The organism is Bdellovibrio bacteriovorus (genome assembly GCF_041888015.1).
In the GTDB taxonomy this organism is placed as follows: domain Bacteria; phylum Bdellovibrionota; class Bdellovibrionia; order Bdellovibrionales; family Bdellovibrionaceae; genus Bdellovibrio.
Genome location: NZ_CP168968.1, coordinates 966519 through 991580 on the forward strand (window position 1 = coordinate 966519; position 25062 = coordinate 991580).

Below are 25062 nucleotides of genomic sequence, written 5' to 3' on the forward strand. Positions count from 1 at the left end.
CTCCTGATCACTAGAAGCTCCACTCGGCAAAGACGTTCAAATAATTTCCGACGATGGTAGACTCATTGATGTCTCCGTCGTTGGCGAAGCTGTCTGTTCCTGTCGCGGCCTTATAAGACATTTTATCTTCCCGGCGAGCGTAACCAATCAAGCCCGTAAAACGGGGCGTGAAGCGGTAACTGCCCAGGAATCCAAACTGCGTTGACATCTTGGGCTCCATCGGCTGACCGTTCGGAGTGCTGATTTTCATTAACGACATATAGATATGCGCATTCACCTGAACGCCCAATTTCGGAGTCAATGAATACCAATATTCAGCACCGAAGTGTGGTCCTGCCGAGCTGATTTTCAGATCCGAGGACTGACCCGAGAAAGGATCACCCACAGTTTCTGGAAGTTCTTTATAGTAAGGCCCCATTTGAAAGCGGAATTCACCGCGATCTCCGGTGGCTTTGCGATAAACGGCGTTGGCTTCTGCGGAAGCAAAGGTTTGGGTTTTGCCGTTGAAAGTAAAGCCGCTCATGTCCAGAATACCCAGGAAGCCCCATGGGGTTCTTGGACTGAACCAGCCCACACCCATGCGTCCGGTGCCACCCAATGCTTTGTAGGCCACGGAGGAATTCTTTTCGGGATTGATCCCTTGATATTGCATTTCCGTGACAAGATAACTGGCAACAGCATACCAACCTGTGACGCGGTCGATGGATTTACGAACCAGAGCTGTGTATTCGGCGGCGGGGGAGCGGTCTCCACTACGCACGTTGAAAGACTGCTTGGCAATTTTAGAGGAAGGCCGCAGATCAGACTTTGCCCGGATGCCAACCTGATATTGCCCGCCGGGCCAGCTTTCATCGAATGGCAAGGTGTCTTGTTGATAGTTCTCAAGAACTTTCATTTTTTCCCATTTGCGGGCAGTCTTATTATATTTCAGGATATAGATGTCATAGCTGCTGACATAGTCAGGCTTGGACCATTTCAACTCTCGCACAAAATCGGATTCGGGCTTTTCAACGCGTGGGTTTTCAACGGGTTTCCCCATCACTGTAAACTGACCCACCGCTGTGGCATCGCTGACGATCCCTTCGCTATTGGAAGAAGAGACTTTCCAAGTGTAGTGAGAAGCTACCGGAATCGTGGTCTTGAAGGAAGGTTCTTTCAGTGTTTCTGTAATTTGTGTTTTACCGTCTTCAGATGTCAGGGTGAACTGATACTGGTCGGCACCGCCCACAGGGTCCCACTTGAAGTTCATTGTGGTTTTGTCGTTTTCCTGCGTTGGCATTTGCACGCGGGAACCCGGGAATTTCAGCACGGCTGTTTCCAGGCCAACGTTGAATTCGCTTTCCTCACTCCAGTCGCCTGGAACGCCACGATAGTCACGGGAACGCAGCTTCATCATGTATTTGCCTGGTGTCAGGCGGCCGTTCCAGACGGCTTCAGTAACTTTGAAAGTGAAGGTCTTGGCTTCTTCACCTTTGACTTTGACCTGTTTCAATTCGATTTCGTAAGACTTGGCGTTTTCAATTGCTTCCCACTCGAAATTAACGAGTCGGCGATAGGGCGCCGCCCAGACCACTGAGGTCCAGAAAGAGATTAGCAAAAGAATGAACGCACTACTTAACTTCATCAATTGACCTTGATCTTCCTTAAAGTAGGGGCTTTAACATTCGACTTATCTGGCACCAGCAGCTTGCGCGCAGGTAAAACTTCACTGCTGCGACCATAGTTATCAACGGCGGTTACTTCGACTTCGTATTCTCCCGGAAGCAGATTCTTCAGGGACGTTGAGTTCTGGGCATATTTGCTGCGTTTAAGTTCTTTGCCATTTTTTCTGATGGTCAGCCAGTATTCTTTGGCGCCTTCCACTTTGCTCCAGATCAGTTGGCTGCGACCGTCGTTGGAAGCTTGCAACTGTCCTTCCGCAGGGGTAAACACCGGCGCTTGTAAAAGTGGTAATGGGCTGACTGTCAGCACTTGCGAACTGGCGGCCCCCAGCACTTTTCCTTCTGCAGAAAGAGCTTCAATGGAAGCAATGTAGCGGCCTGGTTTGCGAACGGGAGTTGTCACTTTGGTTTCTTTGACATCCATACTGCGCGCTGATTCCGGGGCCTCATTTTCGCCACGGTATTTGACTCTCCAGGATGCCACCTGATCCGGGCGATCGCCCTTCCAGGAAAGACCCAGTTGCGGTTGTTCAACATAGTATTGCACTAGATCTTTTTCAGGTATTGTGAAGTCGACCAGTACCGGGATCGGTGCTTTCTTGGCGTTGATTTCCGCCAAAGAGCTGACAGTGAACTTTTGTACTTTGCCCAAAACGGGTTTTTCGGTGTCGACGAAGTAAGAGGTCATGCGCCAGTAGTAGGTGCCGCTTTTCAGGCCGGGAAGAGTATAACCTTCTTCTTTGGTGAAAGACTGCGTGGCCACCTTGCGGGTCATCTTTTCGTCGGACCAGATTTCCAGAGTCATCTGTTTGGTGTCGTCGCCTTTTTGCCATTTGAAGCTCAGGTCATATGGAAGCTGAGTCGCTGGAATTTCGGCGTCGGCCGTAGGGAAGGTGACTGTCGGAGCATAGCGCGCCAGTACTTCAGTTTTATAGATCGGACTTTCGGCAGCCACAGAGCCTTGCGGTGTTGTGGCGACAAGTTTCCAATAGTGACGGCCAAAAGACAAAGGAGCCTGAAGCTGGCTGGCATTCAGGTTGGCTTTTTTAACTTCTTTAAGTTGTTTACGACTTGGTCCCACCCACAAAGACACCTGAGTGTTGGCAGGGAATCCGCGCCATTGGAAAGAAACAGGGTCTGGACTTTCCGCGTCCATAGCGACAGGTTTTTGCGGGGACGGAGACAGAATCTGCACCTCTTCACGAGTGGTCAGATCTTGCGTTTGACCATTGTTACCTTTGATAGAGGCTTTACCCTCAAGGACCTGGACATCAACAGAATTGCCACGTCCTTTGGAAAGAGACGCAGACGCCTGGGACAGATCCACTTTTCCGTTGGCAGAATTCAAAACCAGGCCCGGGGCATTGCTGTCACCGGCGCCAGCTTTGGCATTGACGAACAAACTACCTTCCATCAAATCCAGGGCGATTTCACCTTCGGATTTCTTGATGACAATTAAGGATTCCGGTTCCAGATCCAGATAGCGATCTGAATCGACAAATTGAATACGCACTTCGCCGCGCTCACTGGTACGAATCGCTTCACCGTTGTATAAGGGTTCACCCGTGTTGACGAGCTGCCAGAGCAGGCGGGAGGCCGGACGACGCTGAATATCTTCAACAACTTTTCCGACGTAAGCCAGTGGTTTTTCATTGGAATGAGAGGCGCGATTGTTGTCGGTGGATTGATACCAAAACCACGTTCCAGCAAACACGGAAGACGAGCTTAAAGCGGCAATAAGCAGACGTTTCCATTGTTTTTTCATCGATTCCTCCTCAATCTTTTTTCGGAGAAAATGTCTCATTGTTAAAGGGCGCTTAAGTCTAGGTCCGAGTGATTGAGGGTCGAAATTATGGATTCCGAGGTAAAAACCTTTGTAAGGTCTCTGGCAGATGGTCTAGAGTCTTGCATTATGGACAACAAGAAGAACTATATTACCCCCGAAGGTCTGGCCAAGCTTAAAGCGGAATATCATGAGTTGATGCACGTGGAGCGTCCAAAGCTTGTCGAAGTGGTGGCTTGGGCTGCCAGCAACGGAGACCGTTCGGAGAACGCAGACTATCAATACGGCAAACGTCGTTTGCGTGAAATTGATCGTCGCGTGCATTTTCTGACTAAAAGAATTGAAGATGCCGAGCTTGTTGACCCAAAACTGATGAAGGGCAGTACGGTGCTTTTTAGTGCCACGGTGACATTGGTGAATGAGGACGGGGATGAAGTCATTTATCAAATCGTGGGCGAGGATGAGTTCGATCCCAAGGTGGGCAAGATTTCCTGGAAATCCCCTGTGGCGCGGGCCTTGCTGGGTAAAAAAGAAGGCGATGAAGTGCGTATTGTCAAACCTGCGGGTGAAGAGTTTGTGACCATTGATAAAGTGGAGTTCCGATAGTTCAGAGACGTGAGCTTCTTTCTTTTCCGGCCGCTGAGGGCTCTAGCAGTAAATTTTACAGAGAATGTAAGACTCTTTTTGATTGTCAGATGTCCGCCTTTGGAGCAGACTCCGACCGCGTATAGGGCATGCTTCGTTCATGAGGGGGATATGATGAAGTCTTGGGTTCGTGTTGCTATCTATGTTTTTGCATTTGTTCTGGTTGTCTTTTCTCAAATGGATTCTGCAGAAGCGGCTCGCTTCAAACAATATCAGGAAACTGGAAATATCAATAACGACCGTGAGATTGTGGATGCTGTCAACAATCGCCGTCGTGAGGACTTTGTTGAAGGTGCGGATATGGTTGTGACCAAGATCCTGCCGGACGACAACAGTGGTCTTGAACATCAAAAATGGACAGTTCGTCTTTCTAATGGCGAGACTATGCAGGCTGTGTATAATTTGGATATGTGTCCTCGCGTTCCGCTGAAAGTGGGCGATAGAGTTGCGATGGGTGGCCAGTTTATCTGGACTCAAAAAGGCGGCCTGCTTCACTGGCTGCACCATGATCCACGCGGTAGAAGACCGGATGGATATGTTTATGTGAATGGGACTTTCTATTGTAAGGAGTAAGCTTGCGACGCCTTGATCTGATTCCATGCTCTGCGCCTTTTTGGGCCGATAGTGGTCATGGTCAGACATTGTGGGCGCATTTCCTTAAGTCTGTTGAGCTTTCTGATTTTGGTAACAAGTTTGAAGTCGATCTTCCGGATGGGGATCGACTTTTTTGTTCTTATCTGCCGGGTTCTTCTCCGATTGTGGTCAGTCTTTTCCATGGTCTTTCTGGTGATATTTCCTCTGATTACATGCAAAGAACGGCTTTGATCTGCCAAAAGCTGGGGCACACCGTCGTGCTGGTGAATCATCGTGGAGCTGGCGAAGGGGCACCGTATGCACGACGTCCCTATCACTCCGGCAGTGCCGAAGATGTCTCTTTCGTGTTAGGGCATTTGCGTCGGATGTTTCCACAACATAAGCACGTGTCAGTGGGCTATTCTTTGAGTGGCAATATCATGTTGTGTCTGTTGGGTGGGTATGGCGGCCAGGTGAAACCGGATGCTGCGATCACAGTGAATGCGCCTATAAACCTAGCCAATGGATCTTTGCTGCTGAAGACAGGGTTAAATCGCTTGTATGATCTGCGCTTTGTTTCGCGATTGCGCAAGCTGGTTGATGAAAAGTACAAGATGGGATTGATTCCTGAGCGCTATGAAATTCCACGGTGGGCCACGGTCTGGGATATGGATCAGATCTATACAGCGCCGGCCTCAGGATTTTTAAGTCGTGAAGACTATTATCAGCGCTGTTCTTCGATCAACTATGTCAGCAATATTGATGTTCCCACGTATTCTTTGACGGCCGGGGATGACCCCTTTGTTTCAGTCCAGGATTATTTGAAAGCCCCGTTTTCCAAGAACGTTCAGCTGCACATTGAAAAACGTGGTGGGCACATGGGCTATCTTCATCAGGGGAATCTGCCTATCGGTGGGAATCGCTGGTTGGATTATTACTTGTTTGAGGCCTTGCGTGGCTTAGAACAAACACTCTTTGAAAAGACCCCAGCGCGCTTTCCATAAAGAAAAGCCAGGGGCTGTCAGGCCCGAATCCAGTATCGGCAGTTGTTCCATTTGCAAAGGTTGTTGTTTCAGGGCACGCAGTAATACCGGTGCCAGATACCAGCCTTTGATTTTTCCGATGTTCGTAGTGGAAGTCAGCTTCTTCAGGGCGCTTTGTTTTATCATCACAACATCACTCAAAGGATCTGCAGGAAGGGCTCCGAACTTTTCCTTAAGGATGCCGTTGAACAGGTGCTCTGTTTTTTGACGGGGGCTTTCTTTTTTAAGGAAGGAACTGTTTTTGTGGGCATAGCGATCACCCCAGTAGAGATCAATTTTTTCTTCGCTCATCAAATACTGAAGCAGTCGGAAGAGATCTCCCAATGGCGTGGTCATTTCAACGGAAGACACGGCAAGAAAGTGGCCCTGAGCGGCCTGCAGTCCCTGCCACAAGCTGGCCGCACGCCCGAGGCGGGTTTTGTTGTGAATGATTCGGACAGGAGTCTGCTTTTCCGAAAGTGTAACTCCCTTTTCCGCCATCAGGATGACTTCGTAAGGCAGGGGAAACTTGGTAAAGAAAGTCTGCAAATCCCGCAGGCAGTCCTCCAGGTGTTTGCTTTCCTGATCCAAATATATCACCAATGACAAGAGCGGGGTTGACACAGCAGATTCCATCTTTACGATAGTTAGCAATGAAATCCTTGAAGGTCACGAACTTCTCTCAAATAGCGCTGTGGTTGGGGCTTTTGCTGCTGGCGATCCTCAGTCGATTTATGCTGCTGACGAACAAGCCCATTCATTTTGACGAGGGCATCAACGGCTGGTTTGTCATGCAGATGTCCAAGCTGGGGTTTTACAAATACGATCCTAACAATTATCACGGGCCTCTTTATTTTTACGTGCTGCAGTTGTTTGAGTCCTTGTGGGGGCGCAGTCTGGAAGTGCTGCGGGCGGTGCCTGCCGTTTTCAGTGTCTTAAGTGTGATGGTCTTTTTGTACGGGGCCTTGTCGTCACGTTTTGTCAACTTAAGCATGGCTGTTTTAGTTCTGATCAGTCCGGCCTTTATCTTCTTCGGCAGGTCCGGGATTCATGAGATGCCCTTTGTGTTCTTTCAGATTGTGTTTGCCTTGGGACTTTTACGCTGGCTTCAGCGGCAGGATAGCAAGGCTTTAGGGCTTTTCTTGTTGGGGCTTTGGGGCATGCTGACCCTGAAGGAAACTTTTGTAGTGACCTTGTTTGCCTGGGGTGTGGGGTTGTTGGCGTTGGGACCACGCACTTTGCGTGATCTTTTTGGCGTATCCCGTATCGCGCAGGCGTGGAACCGTTCTGTCACCGTTCTGTTTTTGGTTCTGCTGTTGTTGTTCGTGCAGTTATTCACAGGATTTTTTAAGAATCCATCCGGGCTGCTGGACTTCTTCAAGGCTATTTTGCCGTGGTTGAAAACTGGCGTGCACGGACAGGGACATGAAAAGAGCTTCTGGTATTGGCTGCAGGTCCTCTATACGGCAGAGCCTTTGGCATTGTTAGGTGTGGCCTGTGCATTCTGGGGCGCATTTTCTCGTCATCATATTTTGCGTGTTGTCAGCGTTTTTTCGCTGGTGCAACTGCTGGTGTACTCATTGATTCCCTATAAAACTGTTTGGTGCATTCTGTCGCTGGTGTGGGGCTTTTATTTTGTGTTGGCGTTCAGCCTGCAGCAGGTCTTTGCTGACAAAGCTCGCGGACGCTGGGCCTTGGTGGCATCCGGGTTGGCGCTTGCTTTGATAGGCTTCCAAAGTACTTATGCATCTGTTTATAAAGTGCCGGTGGATTTGACACATCCCTATGTTTATGTGAATTCAAGTTACGAGTTGGTGGATGTGGCTGTTAAGATCACCTCCACGTTGAAGGCCCATCCAGAGCTGCGCAAAGAAACCGTGCAGTTCGGCATGAAAGAGCAATGGCCTTGGCCATGGATTCTCAGGGATTCAAGTGCCGCGGCATTTGAGCTTTGCAGTAAAAGAATTCTGCCGAACGCTTTGGTGTACTTCTGCGAGAAGATCGACAGTGAACCATTGGAACTTCTTTTGAATGAACCCTATTGGAAGATTGAAACAGTTTTCCGTCAGGGGAAAGAGGCCAGTGTTGTCTATTTGCGAAAGTCCGCTTTTGATATGAGCGGTTATAAAGGAAGCCTGCAAGTTGTGGGTCCGTCAGAGGAGGATGCTCCATGAGAAAAAATATTATTCTTGCCGGTCTTTTGATTGGATCAACAGCTTCAGCGCAGGTGCATAAGATTGATGTCAAAAAAGAGTTATCTGGAACTGTGGTCGATTTGTATCAGGTCACTCCGGAAAAAAAGAAAGTAAAGCTTTCTCCGTTATCCCAGCTGAAGGACTATGAGATTCATCTGAAATGGGCGGAATGCTCCAAGCTGGCGCCTCAGGTGTTTAATGCTCGCAAGGATCTGCGTGGTTGGGTGGCGACAAGTTGGCTGCATTGTCTGGAAGGTGCGCAGAATAAGGTTAAGGATCGGGCTGCCGTGGACAAGGCTTTGAGCGCGATGGAGGCTCATAAGGACTTGCTGCAGGAAGGACCGTGGTCTGCAAATTTGGCGAAGTCTTATGTCAGTTTGAAGCTTTCGGCGTTGGAAGATCAAGTCAGTCGCAAGGTGAAAACAGCGGTCAGTGGTATCGACAGCCTGCTGGGTGGTTCATACACTTTGAATAAAGATCAAAGAGGTCGTGTTTACCAGTTGTTGGGTGACTTGGCGCTTTTGGATAACAATTATGCCGAAGCGCAATTCTTCTATGAGCAGGCGCAGGATCAGCGTGACTCAAAATATCTTCAGGAAAAATTGGATTTTATCAGTCGTACAAAAGTGACGGTGGTGGCCCCCACTAAGCCCACTGTCACTGTTCCAGAAGTCAGCGGCGAAGAAAGTAAATTGGAAGAACGTGTGGCCGCAGCCTTGAAGCAGAATGATCCTATCTCGGCGCTGAAAGATTCTATTCAGATTTTGAATGAATACCCGGGCAGCCGGGCGGCTCGTCGATTGAAAGACAAACCGTTGGAAATATATAATTCCCTGTCTGAAAAGCTGGTGAGGGTCAAAGCTTTGAATGAAATGGAAGAGGCCGACACCCAACGTCTGATGGATTGGGCGCAGAATCTGCATCGTCGTGCGGATTATGCAGGCTCTATGTCATTGGCACTGAAAGCGATGGAAAAGAACCCTGCGGCTCCAAGTACAACTTCTGCGTTGTGGATCGCCGGACGGTCTGCGCACTTCCTGGGACAGTATGATCGGGCGTTGGATCTTTATAAAAAACTTTTCACCAATCATCTGGGTTCGGAGGAAGCGGCGGAAGCCTTGTTCCGTTCCAGTTTGATTTACTACAGAAAGAAAGAGTTCACGAATGCATCGGCGCTGTTGGAAAGGCTTCTGCAACAGGGACGCGAGCGCTATGAGCTCAACGGGCAGTATTGGTTGGTAAGATCTTTCCAGGCCAGCAAGTCGGATCGGGCCAAGCAGGCGGCTGCGGATTTGATGGACCGTTTTCCGTTTTCTTACTATGGACTGCGCCTGCGTGCTGAAGCTCAGGAAGGCAAGCTGACTTGGCCGGATAACAAAGATAAAATTCCGGCATTGACGAACGAGTTTTATGTCGTGGGGGCGCAGAAGTCCGCATGGCTGCGCTTTAAGTCGTTGTCTGAATCCGGTTGGGTGAGCGAGGCACAGGAAGAGTTGTCGTTCATGCCTTTCATGAAGGATGCGACGCTGAAAGTGAATCTGGCGGAAAAAATGATGGAGCGTCAGCAGTACGTCACCGCCATTCGCTGGATCAATGAGGCGATGGAGTCAGATCCTCGTCTGCGCCGTGAACAGTTTGTGAAGATCAGTTATCCGGAAGCGTTCTCTAGTTTGTATCAGGCTGAGGCAGAACGTTATGGCGTGGATGCGGTCTTGTTTAAAAGTCTGACTCGCCAGGAAAGTGCTTTCAACTTGAAGGCGGTTTCGACTTCCAACGCCCTGGGGTTGATGCAAATGATTCCACCCACTGCGCAGGAAGTGTCTCGCAAGCTGGGAATGAAAGTGGAGCTTCCAGACGATATGTTCCGTCCGGAAGTGAATATCCCGATGGGGTCGTTCTATATATCCCAGATGTTAGACCAGTTCCAAGGAAGCGTGCCATTTGCTTTGGCGGCTTATAATGCAGGGCCCTATCGCATGAAATTATGGATGGAGGGAAGAACTGAGGTTGGCGAACTAGTTTCCAAGCCCAGCTCTGAACCCCTTGATGAGCTTTGGTTTGACGAGTTGCCATGGACGGAGACGAGCTTCTATGTGAAGGCGATCTTGAGGAACGTCCTGCTGTATCGTCTCTCAGAGAAGGGAAATTATGCCCCAAATCCCGTCCTATGGCAGGATTTGCTGATTAAAAAGGCAAAATAAGGACGATGTTTTATTGAAAAAGTCCTCTGACTTTTGTAGCCTGAAAGCTGCGTCGGAGGACTCATGAGGAGACTTTTAACATTGAGTTTGGTCCTGGCCTTTTTGGCAGGGTGTGCTCATAAGGATTTGGGCACAAATGCTGGCAGATCAGCAACCAACAGTGAAGGGGATTTGAAGGACATTGGCTCGTTCCGCTTGTCTGACCCCGAAGGCCCCAAGGTGGTGGATCAGGAATTGGAATCCATCCCTACTGAAGTTAACCCCCTAGTTGAAAAGTGGATTGCCTACTTCCAGGGTCGCGGTCGCCCGCACATGGAACGTTATCTGGCCAGATCCACTCGTTACGAAAAACTGATGAAAAAGGTTTTGCGTGACAATGGACTTCCTGAAGATCTTTTCTACATCGCTTTGATTGAATCTGGATTCAGTTCCCGTGCGACGTCACATGCGTCAGCAGTGGGTTACTGGCAGTTCATTCGCGGTACAGGAAAACGTTATGGCTTGGATATCAACGCCTTCGTGGATGAACGCCGTGACCCGGTTTTTGCCACGCAAGCAGCGGCTGAATATTTCAAAGGCCTTTATAGCGTCTTCGGTTCCTGGTATCTGGCGATGGCTTCCTATAACGTGGGTGAAAACCGCGTAAAGCGCGAAGTGATGAATCACTATACACGCGATTTCTGGGAGCTGGCTCGTAAGAAAAGACTTCCGGCTGAAACTATCAACTATGTGCCTAAGTTCATTGCCGCGAAAATGATCGGTAAAGATCCTGCGAAATATGGTTTCGACGATATTGATTATCTTCCGCCAATTGAGTTCGATCACATCACAGTCAATCAGCCGGTGAACCTGCGCATGATGGCTGAAAAGCTGAATTTGAACTATGAAGACTTCAAAGCTTTGAATCCAAAGTTCAAAGGTGAAGTGGCGATCCTCAAGGGCAGCGATCTGGTCCTGCGCGTTCCACCGAGCACAGCCATTGATGCTAAAGTGGCGGCAACAGAGAGCTATGTGACCAGCGTTCAGTTCATCGCTGACTCTGGTGACACGCAAACTTACCGTATTCGCCATGGTGATACGTTGAGCACAGTGGCTCGTCGCTATCGCACGACTGTGGCTTACCTGCGTGATCTGAATGATCTGCCTCGCCGCAAGGCTTTGAAAGTGGGCATGCGTATTCAGGTTCCGGATCGCACTCCGGTGAAAGATCGTTCAGCGACTCGTTCCATGGTGGCCAAGAAGTCCAACACCGCTCCTCGCAGCGGTGAAACCGTGACGGTCAGCAGCGATGGTCGTTACTACATCGTTCAATCCGGGGATTCTTTGTTCACGATTGCACGTAAGTATTCCACCAGCGTTTCTGAGCTTCAACGTATGAACAACATCAAACGTGGTCGTACATTGAAAGTTGGGATGAAAATCAAAGTTCCAACACCAGGCAGTTCTGCTATCGCCAAAGCAACAGTGGATGTGGCGAAATCCAGCAAGCCTAAGGCAAAGGTTCACGTGGTTCGTCGTGGTGAAAACCTTTCTGTGATCGCTGCGAAATACAACGTGGCGGTTTCTGAAATCAAACAGAAAAACAATATCCGCAACCCGGCTTCTTTGATGGTGGGGACGCGCATTGTGATTCCAAATGAAGTGAATCAGTAAAATTCAGATTAAATTAGAAACTAAAAGGGACTCTGTGAAGAGTCCCTTTTTTTATTCCCGGAAACCTTGCTGCAAGTTCTGAATAAACAGCCGGGCAGGCTTGGACACCTGATGTTCACCAAGATGGATCAGATAGATCTTATAGCGGATTTTTGCGGCCCACTCTGAAAACTCATCAACGGTTTTGAGTCCCGGCTGTGAGGCGGCGATAAAGTCAGGCACAAAGCCGACGCCCATTCCCAGCAGACTCATTTGGGCAATGACCTCCCAGCTTTCCACGGTTAAGGCGGTAAGCGCACTTTTTCCTGTGGCCCGTTTGTAGGCTTTTTCCAGTTCGAGTTTGCCGGGGCTTTCCTGAGTGCTCAGGAAGCGGGGTTGCGCAGGCAGGACACTGGATTTTTGAATGCAACAGAAGCCGCCTTCGCCTAAAAGTTTGCCTTCAAATCCAGAGGGACGGCTTTCATCAATGATGATTCCCAGTTCGCATTTGCCAGAGCGGATCATCTGGGTGATTTCCTGGACAGAACCGAATTGAATTTCAGGTGTCGTGGAGGGGTGTGCCTTCATAAAGTTTTTTAAAATGGATGGTAGAAGATAGTGCGCCACCGCACTGGACGTGGCCACACTTAAGGGGCCTGAAACAATTTCAGAACGGCCTTTGAGGTCGACTTTGAGTTCTTCAAGCTGGCCAAGGATTCCTCGCGAACGCTCCAGCAGCAGGCGGCCTTCCTCGGTCAGTTTAAAGCGATTTTTGGTGTGTAGAAGCAGTTCGCACTGCAGGTTTTCCTCAAGCTTTCTGATGGCTTGGCTGATTGCGGGCTGGCTGATGTTCAGGGCCTTGGCGGCGGCGGCCAGGCTCCCTAGTTCGGCGGCTTTGATGAAGTATTTCAGGTGGTAAATATTAGGTTCTGACATAATAAGTAAATCTTATTAATGTATTAATAATAATTCAATTTTGATTGTTTCATTTCGGCGTTATAAGGCCTTTCGTTGTGGAGGTCCTATGAAAAGTCTTGTTGTATCCGTTGTTATGTCCTTGATGGTGTCAGTGGCAATGGCGGCAAAGCCAGTTTGTGCTATCGAATATCGCAGTCCAGCCCATACATACGATGTGCAGGTTGAAATGGCCGTGGAGGTGAAAGAAAATACAGATCTGGCGGCTTGGGTTCTGGATCGCCAGGTGGAAAAGTTCAAGGTTCGTGTGATAGAAGTGGATGGCCGCTATCTGGCTAATTTGTCTTCTGGTGATATGTCTGTTCATGCGGAGACAGAAGGGGATTTGTCCCTGTCTCTGCGTAAGAGATCTGAGCAAGTAACTGTGACCTGCCCAAGTTCTTACTAAATATTCTTAATCGACAATAAAGAAATGGCGCTTTTGATTTTTCGGATCGAAGCGTTCCTGTCCGGCGTCGCTGTGGCATTGCGAATTTCCCAGCGGCGTCCCTGGTAGAGGTAATACAGATAGTTTTGCAGAGTTTCCTCGGTGATCTCTGAGTGGTGATACGCCACATTGCGCAGATCTTTCATCAAGTCGGCACTGAAGGCCAGGGTGGCGATGGCGGCTGATTTTGGATCTTTCAAATCACTTTTTTCCATTTTGTAGTGTTCAATGATGGTCTCGGGAATGCGTTTGATTTGTGTCGGGCCACGGCTGTTGGTATCAGTGTCAAAACCATTGCCCTTGGCCAAAGAAACCAAAACCGGAGCCAGTTCCTTGATTTTGTATTTCCAGTTCTGACCGTAGTCAGTTTCTGGTGCAAGAACGCCAAAGGCAAACTGTGCCAACATATTGTAATCATCATCTTCAATGCGCAGCAGTCCCATCAAAGTGCTTTTTTCGTCCTGCAAGGCTTTAATATAGGCTTGCGTGAAGCTGTCGTTGAGTTTCACTGTGATAGCAATTTTTTTGAAGTCGCGGTTCAGCGGGGTGTAGTTGTAGGCCACACGATTGCGGAACACCTTGCTGGCGCCAAAGGTCAGCTTATGATTGCGAATGCGGAAGTGATGTTCGGAGGTTGCTGGAAGAACATAAATAGGTGTTCCCACTGGTACAGAACCATTGGATTTGAATACGGCCCGAGTCAGGTTGTCGCGTTCGGCTTGCAGAAAATGGAATCCGCTGGCTTGGGAAGCATAGAAGTAAATACCAGCGCCACCCGAGTTGATTTCATCACCCGGATAGGTTTCGATCTGAGAGCTGGAAAGCTGAACTCCATCCTGACGGAAGTAAATCAGTTGTTTTTGTTTTTTATCAACCACCACATAAGCTGAATCACCATAGTTGGCGTGGAAATACTGAATCACTTCCAGATCGCTGCGACGATTGATGGTGTGGCGTTTCTGAATATAGGTTTCATAATTTTCAGAAGCGTATTTTTTTGCAGTGATAAATTTGGTCGTGCCTGGGTTCAGGCGTTGATCCGGCAATTTGATCGAAGGAACTGCGACAAAGACCTGTCCCAGGACCACAATGCGGGCGCCATCGACGTCCGCTGTTTGCTTTTCCCTTAATGTCAGCCAGTAATCCTGGCGCATTTTCGTTTGAATTTCCGCATCGGTGAGCGAACTGCAATCACGCCCCAGTCCACGCAGCAAAGAATTGAATTCTGCCACCGTCAGATGGCGTTTCTTATCCGTGGCTCCGGAAATAGCGGCCAATTTTTTCGACAGCGATGTTCCATCAATACGCGGCCAGTTGTGACTGATCCAAAGACTTTCAATTTCGCTGTCACTGATGTTCAGCTCACCCAGATGGCGGGCCAGTGCCGCAACCACTGCAACATAAGAGTTCTGCATGCGCAGTTCGGGTTTCCAGTAGTCTGTTTTTTTCAGTGTTTGAATGAAGTTTTCATAGTCTGACGCCTGACCATATTTGACGAAGATGGCTTTGAAGCTTTCAATCTGTTCTTTTTGCAGACGGGTGCTCAGGGCTGCGGCGTAGGCTTCGATGGTACTAAGATTTTCAAGGCTCAGTCTTTGTGCCAGCTTCAGGAAAGCTCTTTGGTACAGATGTCCCGTCAGGGATGGGTTGAGAATTTTTTGTTCAGAATCCTTGAGGCTGACAACGGGTTCTTTGCAAAATGCCGGAATATCGGAAGCCCAGGCCGAGCCGGAGATCAAAAGACCAGTCACAAAGAGTTTAAAAGCTTGAATGCGCATGATCGACTTTTGAGCAAAGCTGAAGCCAGTCTGAGAGGGAAATCAGACTGTTTTGGGTCCCCGGGGCCTGTTCATATCTTTGACAGAAGCCCGGAAGCGGCAAGGGCCCTTAATTGGCAGGGGTACCATTTTAGGCGCGTATTTGACAGTCTCTCGGCTTTAGATTCGCTCCGGACCGGGTATGAATATCGCTAGAATAAATTTTCTGAGAGAGGTCTTATGCGTTGGAAAAATATTTTTGCAGTAAATATTGTGATGGCTTGTATGGTGGTCTTTCAGGCGCAGGCCTCGGCCACACAGTATGTTTCGCCGGATTATTATCTAGGACAACTGGTCCGCGGAATTTTGCTGGCGGCCGCGAAGGTCAGTCATCCGCAGTTTAAGGAAATCGAGGCTCCTGAAGCCAAACACAAGGCGGAACAAGCGCTGCAGAAGATCTATCAGTATCCGGCCTTTAAGTATCGATACGACAAGCTTTCTATCATCATTATTCAGGGACTTTCCGATGAACCCAACGGGTTTAGTTTTGGCAACAACATGTTTTTGACCAAAAGCATTGTCGAGATGCTGTCTCCGGCTCAGTTGACAGCCGTGATTGCGCACGAATTGGCGCATTCAGAAAAAGCGCACAATCTGCAAAAGACGCCGTTGCCACTGGGAGCTGCGGCTTATCAGCTTAAAAACATCTATGAGGCGGTGAAGGCCGGAACATGGCCTAAAGGACGCGATCTTCTAGCCTCTATTCAAGATTTGATGGCGACGAGTGGACTGGCGATGGAGCTGCAGGCTGATTGCGTTGCTGCTCAACAGTTGGAATATATGAAGCGTCAGGGACTTCCTCATTCGGCAGCGGATTTAAATAGCGCCACCAGTGCGCTGATGGGTTTTGATATTACGACAGACAAGTCTGATGATCCGGCGGCTGTCAGGGCGCAAGCTTTGATGAATAAAGTTTATGAACAAGGCTCCTGCGATATTTTCTAGTGTCGTAGGTCTTTGATCTGGTTTATGGCGAGGCCCGGGTTGCTTGCGAAGAGGTTCGATGATAAACATTTTCGTGTGTATCAACTTGCCTCGGAGAATCGCCTATGAAAACCATCCTGAATCTGGTCACTATTGTTGCTTTGCTGGCCAGTACTACTGTCATTCCCAATTCCAGTGAAGCCTGCACCCGGTTTGTCTATCATGGTGCCGGCAGTCAGGTTATGACAGCCCGTTCAATGGATTGGAAAGACGATATTAATTCAAATCTGTGGATTTTCCCCAGAGGCATGGAGCGCAGTGGGCAGGCTGGTCCGAACTCGCTGAAGTGGACTTCAAAATATGGCAGTGTGATTGCATCCGGTTACGATATTTCCACGACAGACGGGATGAACGAAAAAGGACTTGTGGCAAATATCCTGTGGCTGGTTGAATCGAATTATCCGAAGTACACCAAAGACAAACCGGCGGTGGCGATTTCCTTGTGGGGGCAATACATCCTGGATAATTTTTCTTCTGTGAAAGAAGCTGTCGAGGCTTTGAAGAAAGAGTCTTTTATTGTTGTGACCGCCAATGTGCCTGGTCAGAATCGTCTGGCGACCTTGCATCTTTCGATTTCTGACTCCAGCGGGGACAGTGCCATTATTGAATATATCGACGGTAAGCAGGTTATTCATCACAGCAAAAACTATCAGGTGATGACGAATTCTCCGACGTTTGAAAAGCAATTGGCCTTGGACTCCTATTGGAAGGAAATTGGTGGGACTGTGATGCTGCCGGGAACCAACCGATCCGCAGATCGTTTTGCCCGCGCATCTTTTTACATCAAGGCGATTCCCAAGGAAAAAGATCCGGTAGTTACTTTGGCTAGCGTCTTTGGTGTGATCCGGAATGTTTCGGTGCCCTATGGTATCAGCACACCGGGCCAGCCGAATATTTCCTCGACACGCTGGAGAACCGTGTCGGATCACTCTCGTCTTCTTTATTTCTTTGAATCAGCTCTGACTCCGAACACTTTTTGGGTGGACTTGAAAGAAGTTGAGTTTTCGAAAGAAAAAGGAAAAGTCATGAAGTTGGATTTGGGCAAAGACCAGCGCAATATCTACTCTGGAAATTCGACAAAATCCTTCAAAGAAACAGCTCCTTTCGCATTCCAAGGGCTTTAGAAAGGTTTCTCAGTTTAACACGGGGCTGCGGGCCTATTAAAAGGTGAAAAACGCAATCGAAGTTTGACCATTGTGCCGAGGTTCGGTAGGTCCATGGTATGACAACAATTACCAAGACACTGACGACCTCGCCGAAGGCCCTTCCTCCGTCCAATCAACTTGGATTTGGGCAACATTTCTCTGATCACATGTTTGTGGCTAAGTTCACCGAAGGTAAAGGGTGGAGCGAAGCTGCTATTGTTCCTTATGGTCCACTTTCTTTGGATCCAGGTGCTTCTGTATTTCACTATGGTCAGGCCCTGTTTGAGGGGATGAAAGTTTTCCGCCAGCAAGACGGCAAAGTGGTTTTCTTCCGTCCGGAGTTCAATCAGCGTCGTATGGCCGATGGGGCTGCTCGTCTGTGTTTGGAAGCTCCTCCATTGGAGCTTTTCATGGATGCTTTGCAGGAACTTGTGGCGGTCGATGAGCGCTGGATTCCTGAAGGTCCCAATACCTCTTTGTATATCCGTCCGACCTTGATCGGATCGGAGCCTTTCCTTGGGGTGCGTCCTTCTCGTGAAACCATTTTCTTTATTTTGCTGTCTCCGGTGGGTTCTTATTACTCTGAAGGGACTAAGCCGATAAAAATCTGGGCGGAAGAAAAGTATCTTCGTGCGGCACCAGGCGGGTTGGGGGCTGTAAAGGCGGGGGCGAACTATGCCTCCAGTCTGAAGGCGGCTTTGGATGCTAAAAAACAGGGCTATTCCCAAGTGTTGTGGTTGGATGTGGAACATCAGGGGATCGAAGAGGTCGGCACGATGAACGTGTTCTTCGTTTTCGATAACGAGATCGTCACACCAGCTTTGAACGGCAGTATTCTTCCGGGTGGGACTCGTGATGCTATTTTGGAGCTTCTGCGCTCAAAAGGTCTGCCTGTCGTAGAACGCCGTATTACCATCACTGAGGTGATCGAGCGTCTGGGCAGGGGTGAGCTTAAGGAAGTCTTTGGAACCGGCACAGCGGCGGTTATTTCGCCTGTGGGTGTGCTGCACTACAGAGGTAAAGACTGGATCATCAACAACAATGAAAATGGTCCGTTGAGCAACGAACTTTACAGCGAGATCACGGCCATTCAGCGCGGAACTCAGCCGGATAAATTAAACTGGCTGGTGCCTCTTAAGAAGTAATTTTTATTGATTCTGCTTGGGCGAATTTGTCTGGAAACGACAAGGCCCAAAAAAAGTGCTAGCGAGGAATCGTCAGTGATAACTCGCTAGCTAAGGGGAATGAAACCAATCCTTGTATGTATTTGTTCCTTCCATATGCACACCTCTGATTCCTCAGGTGACTCACCTTTGGCAGCTGGCTGGCATGGCTTACGCCGACACCCCTTTAGCTTTGCGTCCCGCCGTTTCCGACGGTTTGCCTTGAGGCAAAGGAAGGATCTATATCCTAACGAGTATAACCCTAGGAACCTCCTTTGAGTTATTCATCAGATCCTACCAGTCCATTCTTGTTTAGAGAGGCATGAACCGCACCTCTTTGTAATAAACCTGGTGACGCATCTTCACTTCAGTTCGTCATCGTGATGTTCGTAAAAACGAAAATTCATCCGTGTCCTCCTTTAGCTGGCCCTACTAGCGTTCACTTACTCGAGGGTAAGTCTCACGAGCCTTGTGGTTTCAACAAGATCAGGATAGCTCGACCAAAGTTTGATTTTCAAGAGCACCAATGTCGATTCTCAATTTACGTCAGATTTGCGTATCAGGGTGGGAAACAGAATGGTTTTTTGTTTTGGCTTGAAACAAAAAGGCCGTCTTCGCGACGGCCTTTTTTGAGAATAAAAAATAGAATTATAAAAATTTGAACTAGGTTGTCGGAAGAAGTTCACGAATTTCATCAGCGATCTTCATGAAGGCCTGCGCCTCTGCGCCATTGCTGTTGGCTTCAACAATAGGAATGCCAGCTTCGCACGCCATGCCCACAGAAGGGTTGAATGGAATCTGCCCCAACTTGTTGATGCCTTTGGAGTCTGCGTAAGCATCGATTTCGCCTTTAGGGAAAAGCTGCATTTTTTCGCCGTTCGCAGGGTTGATCATGTAAGCCATGTTTTCAACAAGACCCAACAAAGGAACATTCACACGCGCAAACATATCGACGGCTTTTTTCACATCCACCAACGCCACGTTTTGCGGAGTGGAAACCATCACTGCGCCTGCCACTGGAACTTTCTGCGCCAAAGTCAGTTGGATATCACCTGTGCCCGGAGGTAGATCCACCACCAGATAGTCCAACTCGCCCCAATTCACATCACGCAGGAATTGGTCCATTGCTTTGAACAGCATAGGTCCACGCCAAACGACTGCTGCACCTTCTTCCACCAGGAAACCGATGCTCATCAGCTTGATGCCGTAACGGGTGATTGGCTCCAGTTGATTGGTGTCGGGATTGATATGAGGTTTTTGAGCCAGAGTTCCTAACATACGAGGAATGCTCGGGCCGTAGATATCAGCATCCAGCAGGCCGACTTTGTTTTTTTTGCCCAAAGCCATGGCAAGATTGGTAGCCACCGTGCTTTTACCGACTCCGCCCTTACCAGAGCTGACGGCGATAATGTGTTTCACTCCGGGAATTGGCGTCTGTTTTTCAAAGGGATTTGGGGCTGCCATGAAGGTGACTCCTTGCTAATTTGGTCCACACAACCAATAATAGAACTTGGATGAATAGCCAAGACTTTTTGACATTGAATCTAGTGGGAGCAGGGGCTTTCATTTTCTGGTATCTCGTTTCGCGGGGCGGAGGGCGTCGTCCGACGCAACTGAACCTGAAGGCGAAAGACAGTGCACCACCTCTAATCGATCCTGCGCCAGTTCAGGCGCCGGCCATCGAGCCTTTGCGTCGAAATGTTGCACCCCCTCAAGTTCATCCGGATCTTGCGGGGAGCCAATCGAAAAACCTCAACGTGATGTTTAATTACAACGGGCATTCCTGGGATGCTTATGAGGTTTTGGGGGTTCCGGCAGGGGCCTCTATCAAGATTGTGACAGAGGCCTATCAGGCCGCCATCCATCGCAGCGACCGCGAATCGCTGGAGTTTTTGGAGACGGCTTACAAGGCTATCCTTAATAAATCGGCTTAGAATTTTTACTGTCTTCGGTAAGGCATATAGCGTGGGGTGGATACGAAAGTTCCATCCCATCTTGCTTTTGAACACCACAGTTTTGAAGAGGTGTCCATGGCGCAGTAAGTGTACCCTGCGCCATGACCTTTGATGCTGGTGAAAGTCGTCGCAGGCTGAATGGCTATGGGTGCCTGGTCAAAGCGTGCGGTTGGCCAGTAGTGCAGTTTTCCGTCCGTGGTCATCGCCAGGGCGGAGCTGCTTCCAACCTTGATGTCCAGATAGGATGTTCCAGCGTTGACCACAGTGGGCGAAGTGACCGTCAAATTCCCAGTGTAATCCCCCCAGTAGCCCCAGCATTTCAAAACTTGTCCACTGGTGATCGCGCAGACCGGGCTGGAGCCAACACTTAGCTTGGTGAAGGTTTCAGTTGAGTCCACAGTGTAAGGAACGCTGGTGTTGGTGGTGGTACCATTGCCCACTTTACCTGTGCTGTTTGCGCCCCAGCATTTGACTTTATCCGCGGTGGTAATTCCGCAGATGAGCGCGTAGGCGACAGACACAAATCGATATTGGGTGCCGCTGTCCATAAGGGTTGGTGTGTTGCGCGAGACACCGCCCAAATGACCTGTTCCACCATCGTAGCCAAAGCACTTCAGTTGATCTCCGGTGGTGATGGCGCAAGCTAAACTGTCGGCGACGGCCAGGGTCTCAGGTTTGTACGTTGTGCCCGTATCCACCGCTGCCGGTGTGCGACTGGGGCAGCTTGATTCAGATCCCCAGGCGTAAAAGGTGCCGCTGGTTGATATGCCATACCCGCAATAGAAAGTTTCCCTGGCTGTGTTGGCAAAAGCAATTGAGTGAGCAACCGGAGACATATAAGGGACATACGATTCCGTCGCACCATTTCCGACGGCACCAAAGCCATTGGCTCCGGAACAGAACATCTGCCCGCTGCCATTGATGACACAACTGCCGTTATTCGAAGGAACCGCCTTGCCTCCGGTAAAGTTAGAGCCGTTGTCGACAATAGCGGGGGTGGACACTGTCGATCCCGCTCCGGCATGTGCGCCAAGGCACAGGGCCAGGCCGTCGGACTTAATCGCGCAGGCACCCGCAGACCCGACGCCGTAGTCTGATACGGTGGTATCGGTATCCACAAGGGTCAGGTCAAAGAGGATCGCGGGCTCAAACCAGTTGTTGTAGTGATCGCCCATGCAGACAATCTGTCCATCCGTAGAAACACCACAAGCCCCATAACCAGCCATCGCAATCTGAGAGTACTTGATCCCGTCGTTAACATCGGTGGGCGACGTCAAAAGTGTGGTTTGATTGGAGTTGACCGTACCGCGAACCTCGCCCCAGCACTTCAGGTCATTGTTAGAGGTGATGGCGCAGCGATAACCCATATCATCTGATATAAAAAGATAATTGGTGGCGCCGTCGATGGTGGCCCGTGTGACAACGGGGTTGGTGCCAGCATAAGCTCCGACATTTGAGTTGTTGTTCCATCCCCAACATTTCAATTTGTTGGCTGTTGTAATCCCGCAGACAGTGGACCCGCCAGTCGCAGAAAGATACGTCGTTCCGGCGTCGACCACGGTCGGTGTCAGCACATTGCTGGTGCTTCCGACAACAATCTGCTGGTAAGAGTTCCCGCCCCAGCATTTCAATTCCTGAGCCGCCGTGATTCCGCAGGCAGTACCGGATTTTCGGTGAACACTGGTATAGGTGACAGAACTATCAATCAACTGAGGCGTGGAGCTGTTGGCGGTGGTGCCATCTCCGTTCGTTCCACTCACATTTCGACCCCAGCACTTCACTTTTCCGAGTTCGGTCAGGGCGCAGGCCCCATTGGCTCCAAGGGATACCTGCACATAGTTTTCTGCACTGTCGACATCTGCAGGAGAGGTCTGATCTGTGGTGGAGCCGATCCCCAGATCGCCGTAGTAGTTGTATCCCCAGCACTTGAGTTTTTTGGCGGAGGTGATGGCGCAAATGGATTGGGTCGTGATGGAGACATCGATGAAGGTGGTTCCTGGAAGGGGCTCCACAATAGTGCCAACCCGATTTTTGTGACCCAAACCAAGTTGACCGTAGTAGTTGTCACCCCAGCAGAACAGGCGGTTGTCAGAATAAATAGCACATTGATTGTTGCGGGCGGCGACGACTTTGAGGACGGTTTTAAAGACTGCGTCGTTGTCCTTGATCAGATGAGAGACCAGACTTGTCGCGCCAATGCGGACGGCCGGCTGGTCGGTATGCGATATATAAATTCTTAAGTCCCGATCGCTGTCGTTCAGTCCGTTATCGAAAGTATCATAGCTGACGGATGCAGTGAGAGTTCCCGCCGGGATTGTGACAAATCCGGGAGCCAGGTTGTGATCCGCCATGTAGATTTGTCTGCCGAAGTAGTCGAAGTAAATTTTGACGTCATAGGTCTTCGTGCCGGAAAGGGCGAAGGTGATCGTGTTATTGGTGGTGCCCTCGTCGACGGAAATATTTTTTGAAGTGATGGTGGCGACCACTTCGGAATCCTTGGTCCAACTGACACTGCTGGCCGAAGCGAAGTCCTGCCATAATCCATTGACCGGATTTTTACCCACGGCACACAGAGTGACGTTACCATTGCTCAGCCCGGAAATATCCAGCGTTCTTGTTGCCGGAGCTGCAGTTTCCGTTGAATAGCCTGTTGACGAAGAGCAATCGGTGGAATTTCCGATTTTGTAGCGAACCGAGCCGACGTTGGTGCCGCCAAAGTTGACATTTACAGAGCTCAGAACGCTGACGCCAGAAGGCGCTCCTGTGATCTGCACCGTCGGCGGAGTGGTGGACAAAGTGTAGGTGGCGGATTTTGTCTCTTGAACGATTGAATTGTGCAGAAGCTGCGCGGTTAAGGTGATGGTGGCTCCGTCAGCTCCAGGTACATTGATGGAAGCCGACCAGCTTCCAGCTGTACACGTGGTCGTTGTCGTCACCGGACTTGTGATATTGATCGTCGCCCCTGAAATATTGCACGAACCGCCAAATTGAGTTGTGGGTCCGATCGTGGTTGCGGGAGCGGGCGTTTGCAGTGAAAGAGTTCTGGTGATTGTATAGGTCTTGGCATTGCTGGCCAGGGTCTCGCTGCCGTCTTTGAGGGTGGCGGTGACATTGACCGCCGAGTTGTTAGCCAGAGCGCTGGTGTCCAGCGTAAGCTCCCAGCTCTGGTCCGGGGCGCAGGTCGTACTGCCTGTAAGAGTGCCGCTAAGTTGGACTTGTTTATTGGGGATCGAACAATACCCACCGATCACAAGCGAATTGCCGATCTGATCCTCAGTTGCGGGATAATCAATGGAAATCTCTGGAAGTTCCAGACGGATGCTGGCCGAAGAACAGAAGGTCTCCTGGTTAAAGGCGTCGCGAAACTTGACAAAAAGTTCTTTGGGGCCTGAGCTGGCAGTTGCAAAAGTCCAGGTTGTCGCAGCGGTAAATGCTGTCCAGGTTCCTCCAGAAGAACAACTGGGGTCTTCGGTAAGATAGGTTTGGAACATGGGAGAGGGTGTGCTGAGCGCGACATCAACAAGATTTTTGACCGCGATCGCATCGCCGTTATTTAAAGAGATGGTTTGAGTGGCGCCAGTCCCAGCGCTTTCCCAACGAAGATTAAAGCCGGCTTGCGTGTAACTTACATCTGATATGAATTCGACCCGAACGTTGTTCGAGGTCGTGGTGAAAGAATCTGGCAACTCGGTGCCAGAGTGATCTAAAATCTTGGTCTCGCCGTCATAGATTTTGATGAAGTCATAGCCTTCTTCTGTATCAAAAAGGTCAAATGTGAAGTTTGTTGGGCCAGCAAGTGTCAGGTTCAGTGCGCAGTTTTCGTTGTTTTGATAAGGTCCCGATGTTCCACCGGAGTCGACGATACGTCCGCGAGAAAGGCTGGAGCTGGTGCTGGTGCACATAGTGTGGGAGGTGTAGATAGGCCACTGAATGGAGTCGTGGTAACAGGCGGATTCCTGCATGGTTGCAGTTCTAAACTTTACACTGACATAGGCAGTGCCACCTTCAGCGGTTGGGTCCAGTGCCCAGTTAGGCACAAAGTTTTCGGTGCTGATCCAATTCTTGGTCCCAGAACAAGTTTCATTGTTGAACAGGGCCATCTCCGGAAGGGAGGCCGGGGCCAGGATATTCAGATCTTCGATACCATTCAAAGTCAGTTCTTTTGAAAGCGCGCCGATGAATATTTTCGGCTGGCCCACGTACAGTTGGACTTGGACCGGAGCAGACAGATTTTGTGCCTTATCAGTGGCTTGGATGTATAGATAACGAATGCCCGGCGTAGACAGTGAAGCGCTGGCGGTGCTGTTGAAGTCTTCAGCAACGAAGACAAAGGCTGGAGAATCACTTTCCTGAACGCGGAACTGGCACAGATCCAGAGGGTCGAGGCAGCTCCAGGAGGCTGTTTGCGGTAGAGCAGGTATAAGCTGGCTGCTCAGGGGAGTGAGTTGCGGTGGAAGAGTGTCTTTAAGGAGCACGGCTGTATCTGTGAGAAGTTCTCCATTGACGGTAGTTTCCTGGACTGTGAGAGTCAGGTTGTCACTGTCCGGAGTTGGTGAGAAGTCATGAAGAATGGACCACTGATTGTTGTTGCAGGCAGCGGATGCAAGGGCATCAGTGTTCAACGTAATTTGGACGGAGCCATCATTGTTCGTGCAGGTTCCTGAAATGGATTTGGCTGCGACATTGGCGGCATTGACGATAAGATAAGGATTTTTTTCAGAGATCTTAAGTTGAATGGGGCCTTGAGATTCCGCTTCCAGAAGGTCTTGAATCTGTGCGCTAAGGTTGCATCCTGATAACGCCAATATCAGAGAGAGAAAAACACCAATTTTTCTGAGACGTGCCTGGCAATTCATGACTATTTATTCGGAATAAAAAGGACCT

The 25062-nt window shown here is 49.6% G+C and carries 18 protein-coding genes and 1 riboswitch; of the genes, 11 read left to right on the top strand and 7 right to left on the bottom strand.

Translation table 11 applies throughout. The annotated features are described in order from the left end of the window. Positions 1-10: 10 nt before the first annotated feature. Positions 11-1624 (bottom strand): hypothetical protein, encoded by a 1614-nt coding sequence (locus ACES2G_RS04825; RefSeq protein ID WP_374001446.1) that lies wholly within the window; start codon positions 1622-1624, stop codon positions 11-13. Continuing rightward, positions 1624-3426, bottom strand: a complete 1803-nt coding sequence (locus ACES2G_RS04830) for a hypothetical protein (RefSeq protein ID WP_347357210.1) — start codon at positions 3424-3426, stop codon at positions 1624-1626. Before ACES2G_RS04830 ends, ACES2G_RS04825 begins: the two co-directional genes overlap by 1 nt. A gap of 147 nt (positions 3427-3573) precedes the next feature. Between ACES2G_RS04830 and greB the strand changes: the two genes are divergently transcribed. The 3 genes from greB (at position 3574) to ACES2G_RS04845 (ending at position 5666) form a co-directional block, all read left to right on the top strand. After that, positions 3574-4050, top strand: coding sequence for a transcription elongation factor GreB (gene greB / locus ACES2G_RS04835; RefSeq protein ID WP_347357208.1), 477 nt, complete (start codon positions 3574-3576; stop codon positions 4048-4050). 150 nt (positions 4051-4200) lie between these two features. Further along, the gene (locus ACES2G_RS04840) at positions 4201-4662 is read left to right on the top strand and encodes a DUF3465 domain-containing protein (RefSeq protein WP_347357206.1); all 462 of its coding nucleotides are present in this window, start codon (positions 4201-4203) and stop codon (positions 4660-4662) included. A 2-nt stretch (positions 4663-4664) separates the two neighbouring features. Beyond that, complete coding sequence (locus tag ACES2G_RS04845) at positions 4665-5666, top strand: alpha/beta fold hydrolase (RefSeq protein WP_347357205.1); 1002 nt, start codon at positions 4665-4667, stop codon at positions 5664-5666. On the opposite strand, the gene ACES2G_RS04850 is transcribed toward ACES2G_RS04845, so the two are convergent. After that, on the bottom strand, positions 5622-6308 hold the full coding sequence (locus tag ACES2G_RS04850; protein WP_374001447.1) for a hypothetical protein: 687 nt from the start codon (positions 6306-6308) through the stop codon (positions 5622-5624). The two genes, ACES2G_RS04845 and ACES2G_RS04850, sit on opposite strands and share 45 nt — an antisense overlap. A 29-nt stretch (positions 6309-6337) precedes the next feature. Here ACES2G_RS04850 and ACES2G_RS04855 point away from each other — a divergent pair, with 29 nt between their 5' ends. The 3 genes from ACES2G_RS04855 (at position 6338) to ACES2G_RS04865 (ending at position 11733) form a co-directional block, all read left to right on the top strand. Next, positions 6338-7858: a flippase activity-associated protein Agl23 gene (locus tag ACES2G_RS04855; protein ID WP_374001448.1), complete on the top strand. Its 1521-nt coding sequence runs from the start codon at positions 6338-6340 to the stop codon at positions 7856-7858. Continuing rightward, a complete protein-coding gene (locus tag ACES2G_RS04860; RefSeq protein ID WP_374001450.1) occupies positions 7855-10080 on the top strand; it encodes a transglycosylase SLT domain-containing protein in 2226 nt (741 codons plus the stop codon). The genes ACES2G_RS04855 and ACES2G_RS04860 overlap by 4 nt, the downstream gene beginning before the upstream one ends. Positions 10081-10143: 63 nt before the next feature. Then, positions 10144-11733, top strand: a complete 1590-nt coding sequence (locus tag ACES2G_RS04865; protein ID WP_374001451.1) for a LysM peptidoglycan-binding domain-containing protein — start codon at positions 10144-10146, stop codon at positions 11731-11733. Positions 11734-11784: 51 nt separating this feature from the next. On the opposite strand, the gene ACES2G_RS04870 is transcribed toward ACES2G_RS04865, so the two are convergent. Then, positions 11785-12648 carry a LysR family transcriptional regulator gene (locus tag ACES2G_RS04870; protein ID WP_374001452.1) on the bottom strand — a complete coding sequence of 288 codons (864 nt, stop codon included), beginning with the start codon at positions 12646-12648 and terminating at the stop codon, positions 11785-11787. Positions 12649-12736: 88 nt separating this feature from the next. On the opposite strand from ACES2G_RS04870, the gene ACES2G_RS04875 reads away from it, so the two are divergent. Continuing rightward, positions 12737-13075, top strand: a complete 339-nt coding sequence (locus ACES2G_RS04875) for a hypothetical protein (RefSeq protein ID WP_374001453.1) — start codon at positions 12737-12739, stop codon at positions 13073-13075. On the opposite strand, the gene ACES2G_RS04880 is transcribed toward ACES2G_RS04875, so the two are convergent. Continuing rightward, positions 13072-14892, bottom strand: coding sequence for a hypothetical protein (locus ACES2G_RS04880; protein WP_374001454.1), 1821 nt, complete (start codon positions 14890-14892; stop codon positions 13072-13074). The two genes, ACES2G_RS04875 and ACES2G_RS04880, sit on opposite strands and share 4 nt — an antisense overlap. A 219-nt stretch (positions 14893-15111) precedes the next feature. Here ACES2G_RS04880 and ACES2G_RS04885 point away from each other — a divergent pair, with 219 nt between their 5' ends. From ACES2G_RS04885 to ACES2G_RS04895, 3 genes are all read left to right on the top strand, one after another. Beyond that, a complete protein-coding gene (locus ACES2G_RS04885) occupies positions 15112-15876 on the top strand; it encodes a M48 family metalloprotease (RefSeq protein ID WP_374001455.1) in 765 nt (254 codons plus the stop codon). A 104-nt stretch (positions 15877-15980) separates the two neighbouring features. Then, positions 15981-17039 (top strand): linear amide C-N hydrolase, encoded by a 1059-nt coding sequence (locus ACES2G_RS04890; RefSeq protein WP_374001456.1) that lies wholly within the window; start codon positions 15981-15983, stop codon positions 17037-17039. Between the two features lie 98 nt (positions 17040-17137). Continuing rightward, a complete protein-coding gene (locus tag ACES2G_RS04895; RefSeq protein WP_374001457.1) occupies positions 17138-18205 on the top strand; it encodes a branched-chain amino acid aminotransferase in 1068 nt (355 codons plus the stop codon). A 167-nt stretch (positions 18206-18372) separates the two neighbouring features. Next, positions 18373-18455: riboswitch (cyclic di-GMP riboswitch) on the bottom strand. Between the two features lie 431 nt (positions 18456-18886). On the opposite strand, the gene ACES2G_RS04900 is transcribed toward ACES2G_RS04895, so the two are convergent. Further along, positions 18887-19687, bottom strand: coding sequence for an Mrp/NBP35 family ATP-binding protein (locus ACES2G_RS04900; protein ID WP_374001458.1), 801 nt, complete (start codon positions 19685-19687; stop codon positions 18887-18889). 68 nt (positions 19688-19755) lie between these two features. Between ACES2G_RS04900 and ACES2G_RS04905 the strand changes: the two genes are divergently transcribed. Continuing rightward, a complete protein-coding gene (locus ACES2G_RS04905; RefSeq protein WP_374001459.1) occupies positions 19756-20157 on the top strand; it encodes a hypothetical protein in 402 nt (133 codons plus the stop codon). A 5-nt stretch (positions 20158-20162) separates the two neighbouring features. Here ACES2G_RS04905 and ACES2G_RS04910 read toward each other — a convergent pair whose 3' ends face one another. Continuing rightward, positions 20163-25034 carry a CUB domain-containing protein gene (locus tag ACES2G_RS04910; protein WP_374001460.1) on the bottom strand — a complete coding sequence of 1624 codons (4872 nt, stop codon included), beginning with the start codon at positions 25032-25034 and terminating at the stop codon, positions 20163-20165. Between the last annotated feature and the right edge of the window lie 28 nt (positions 25035-25062).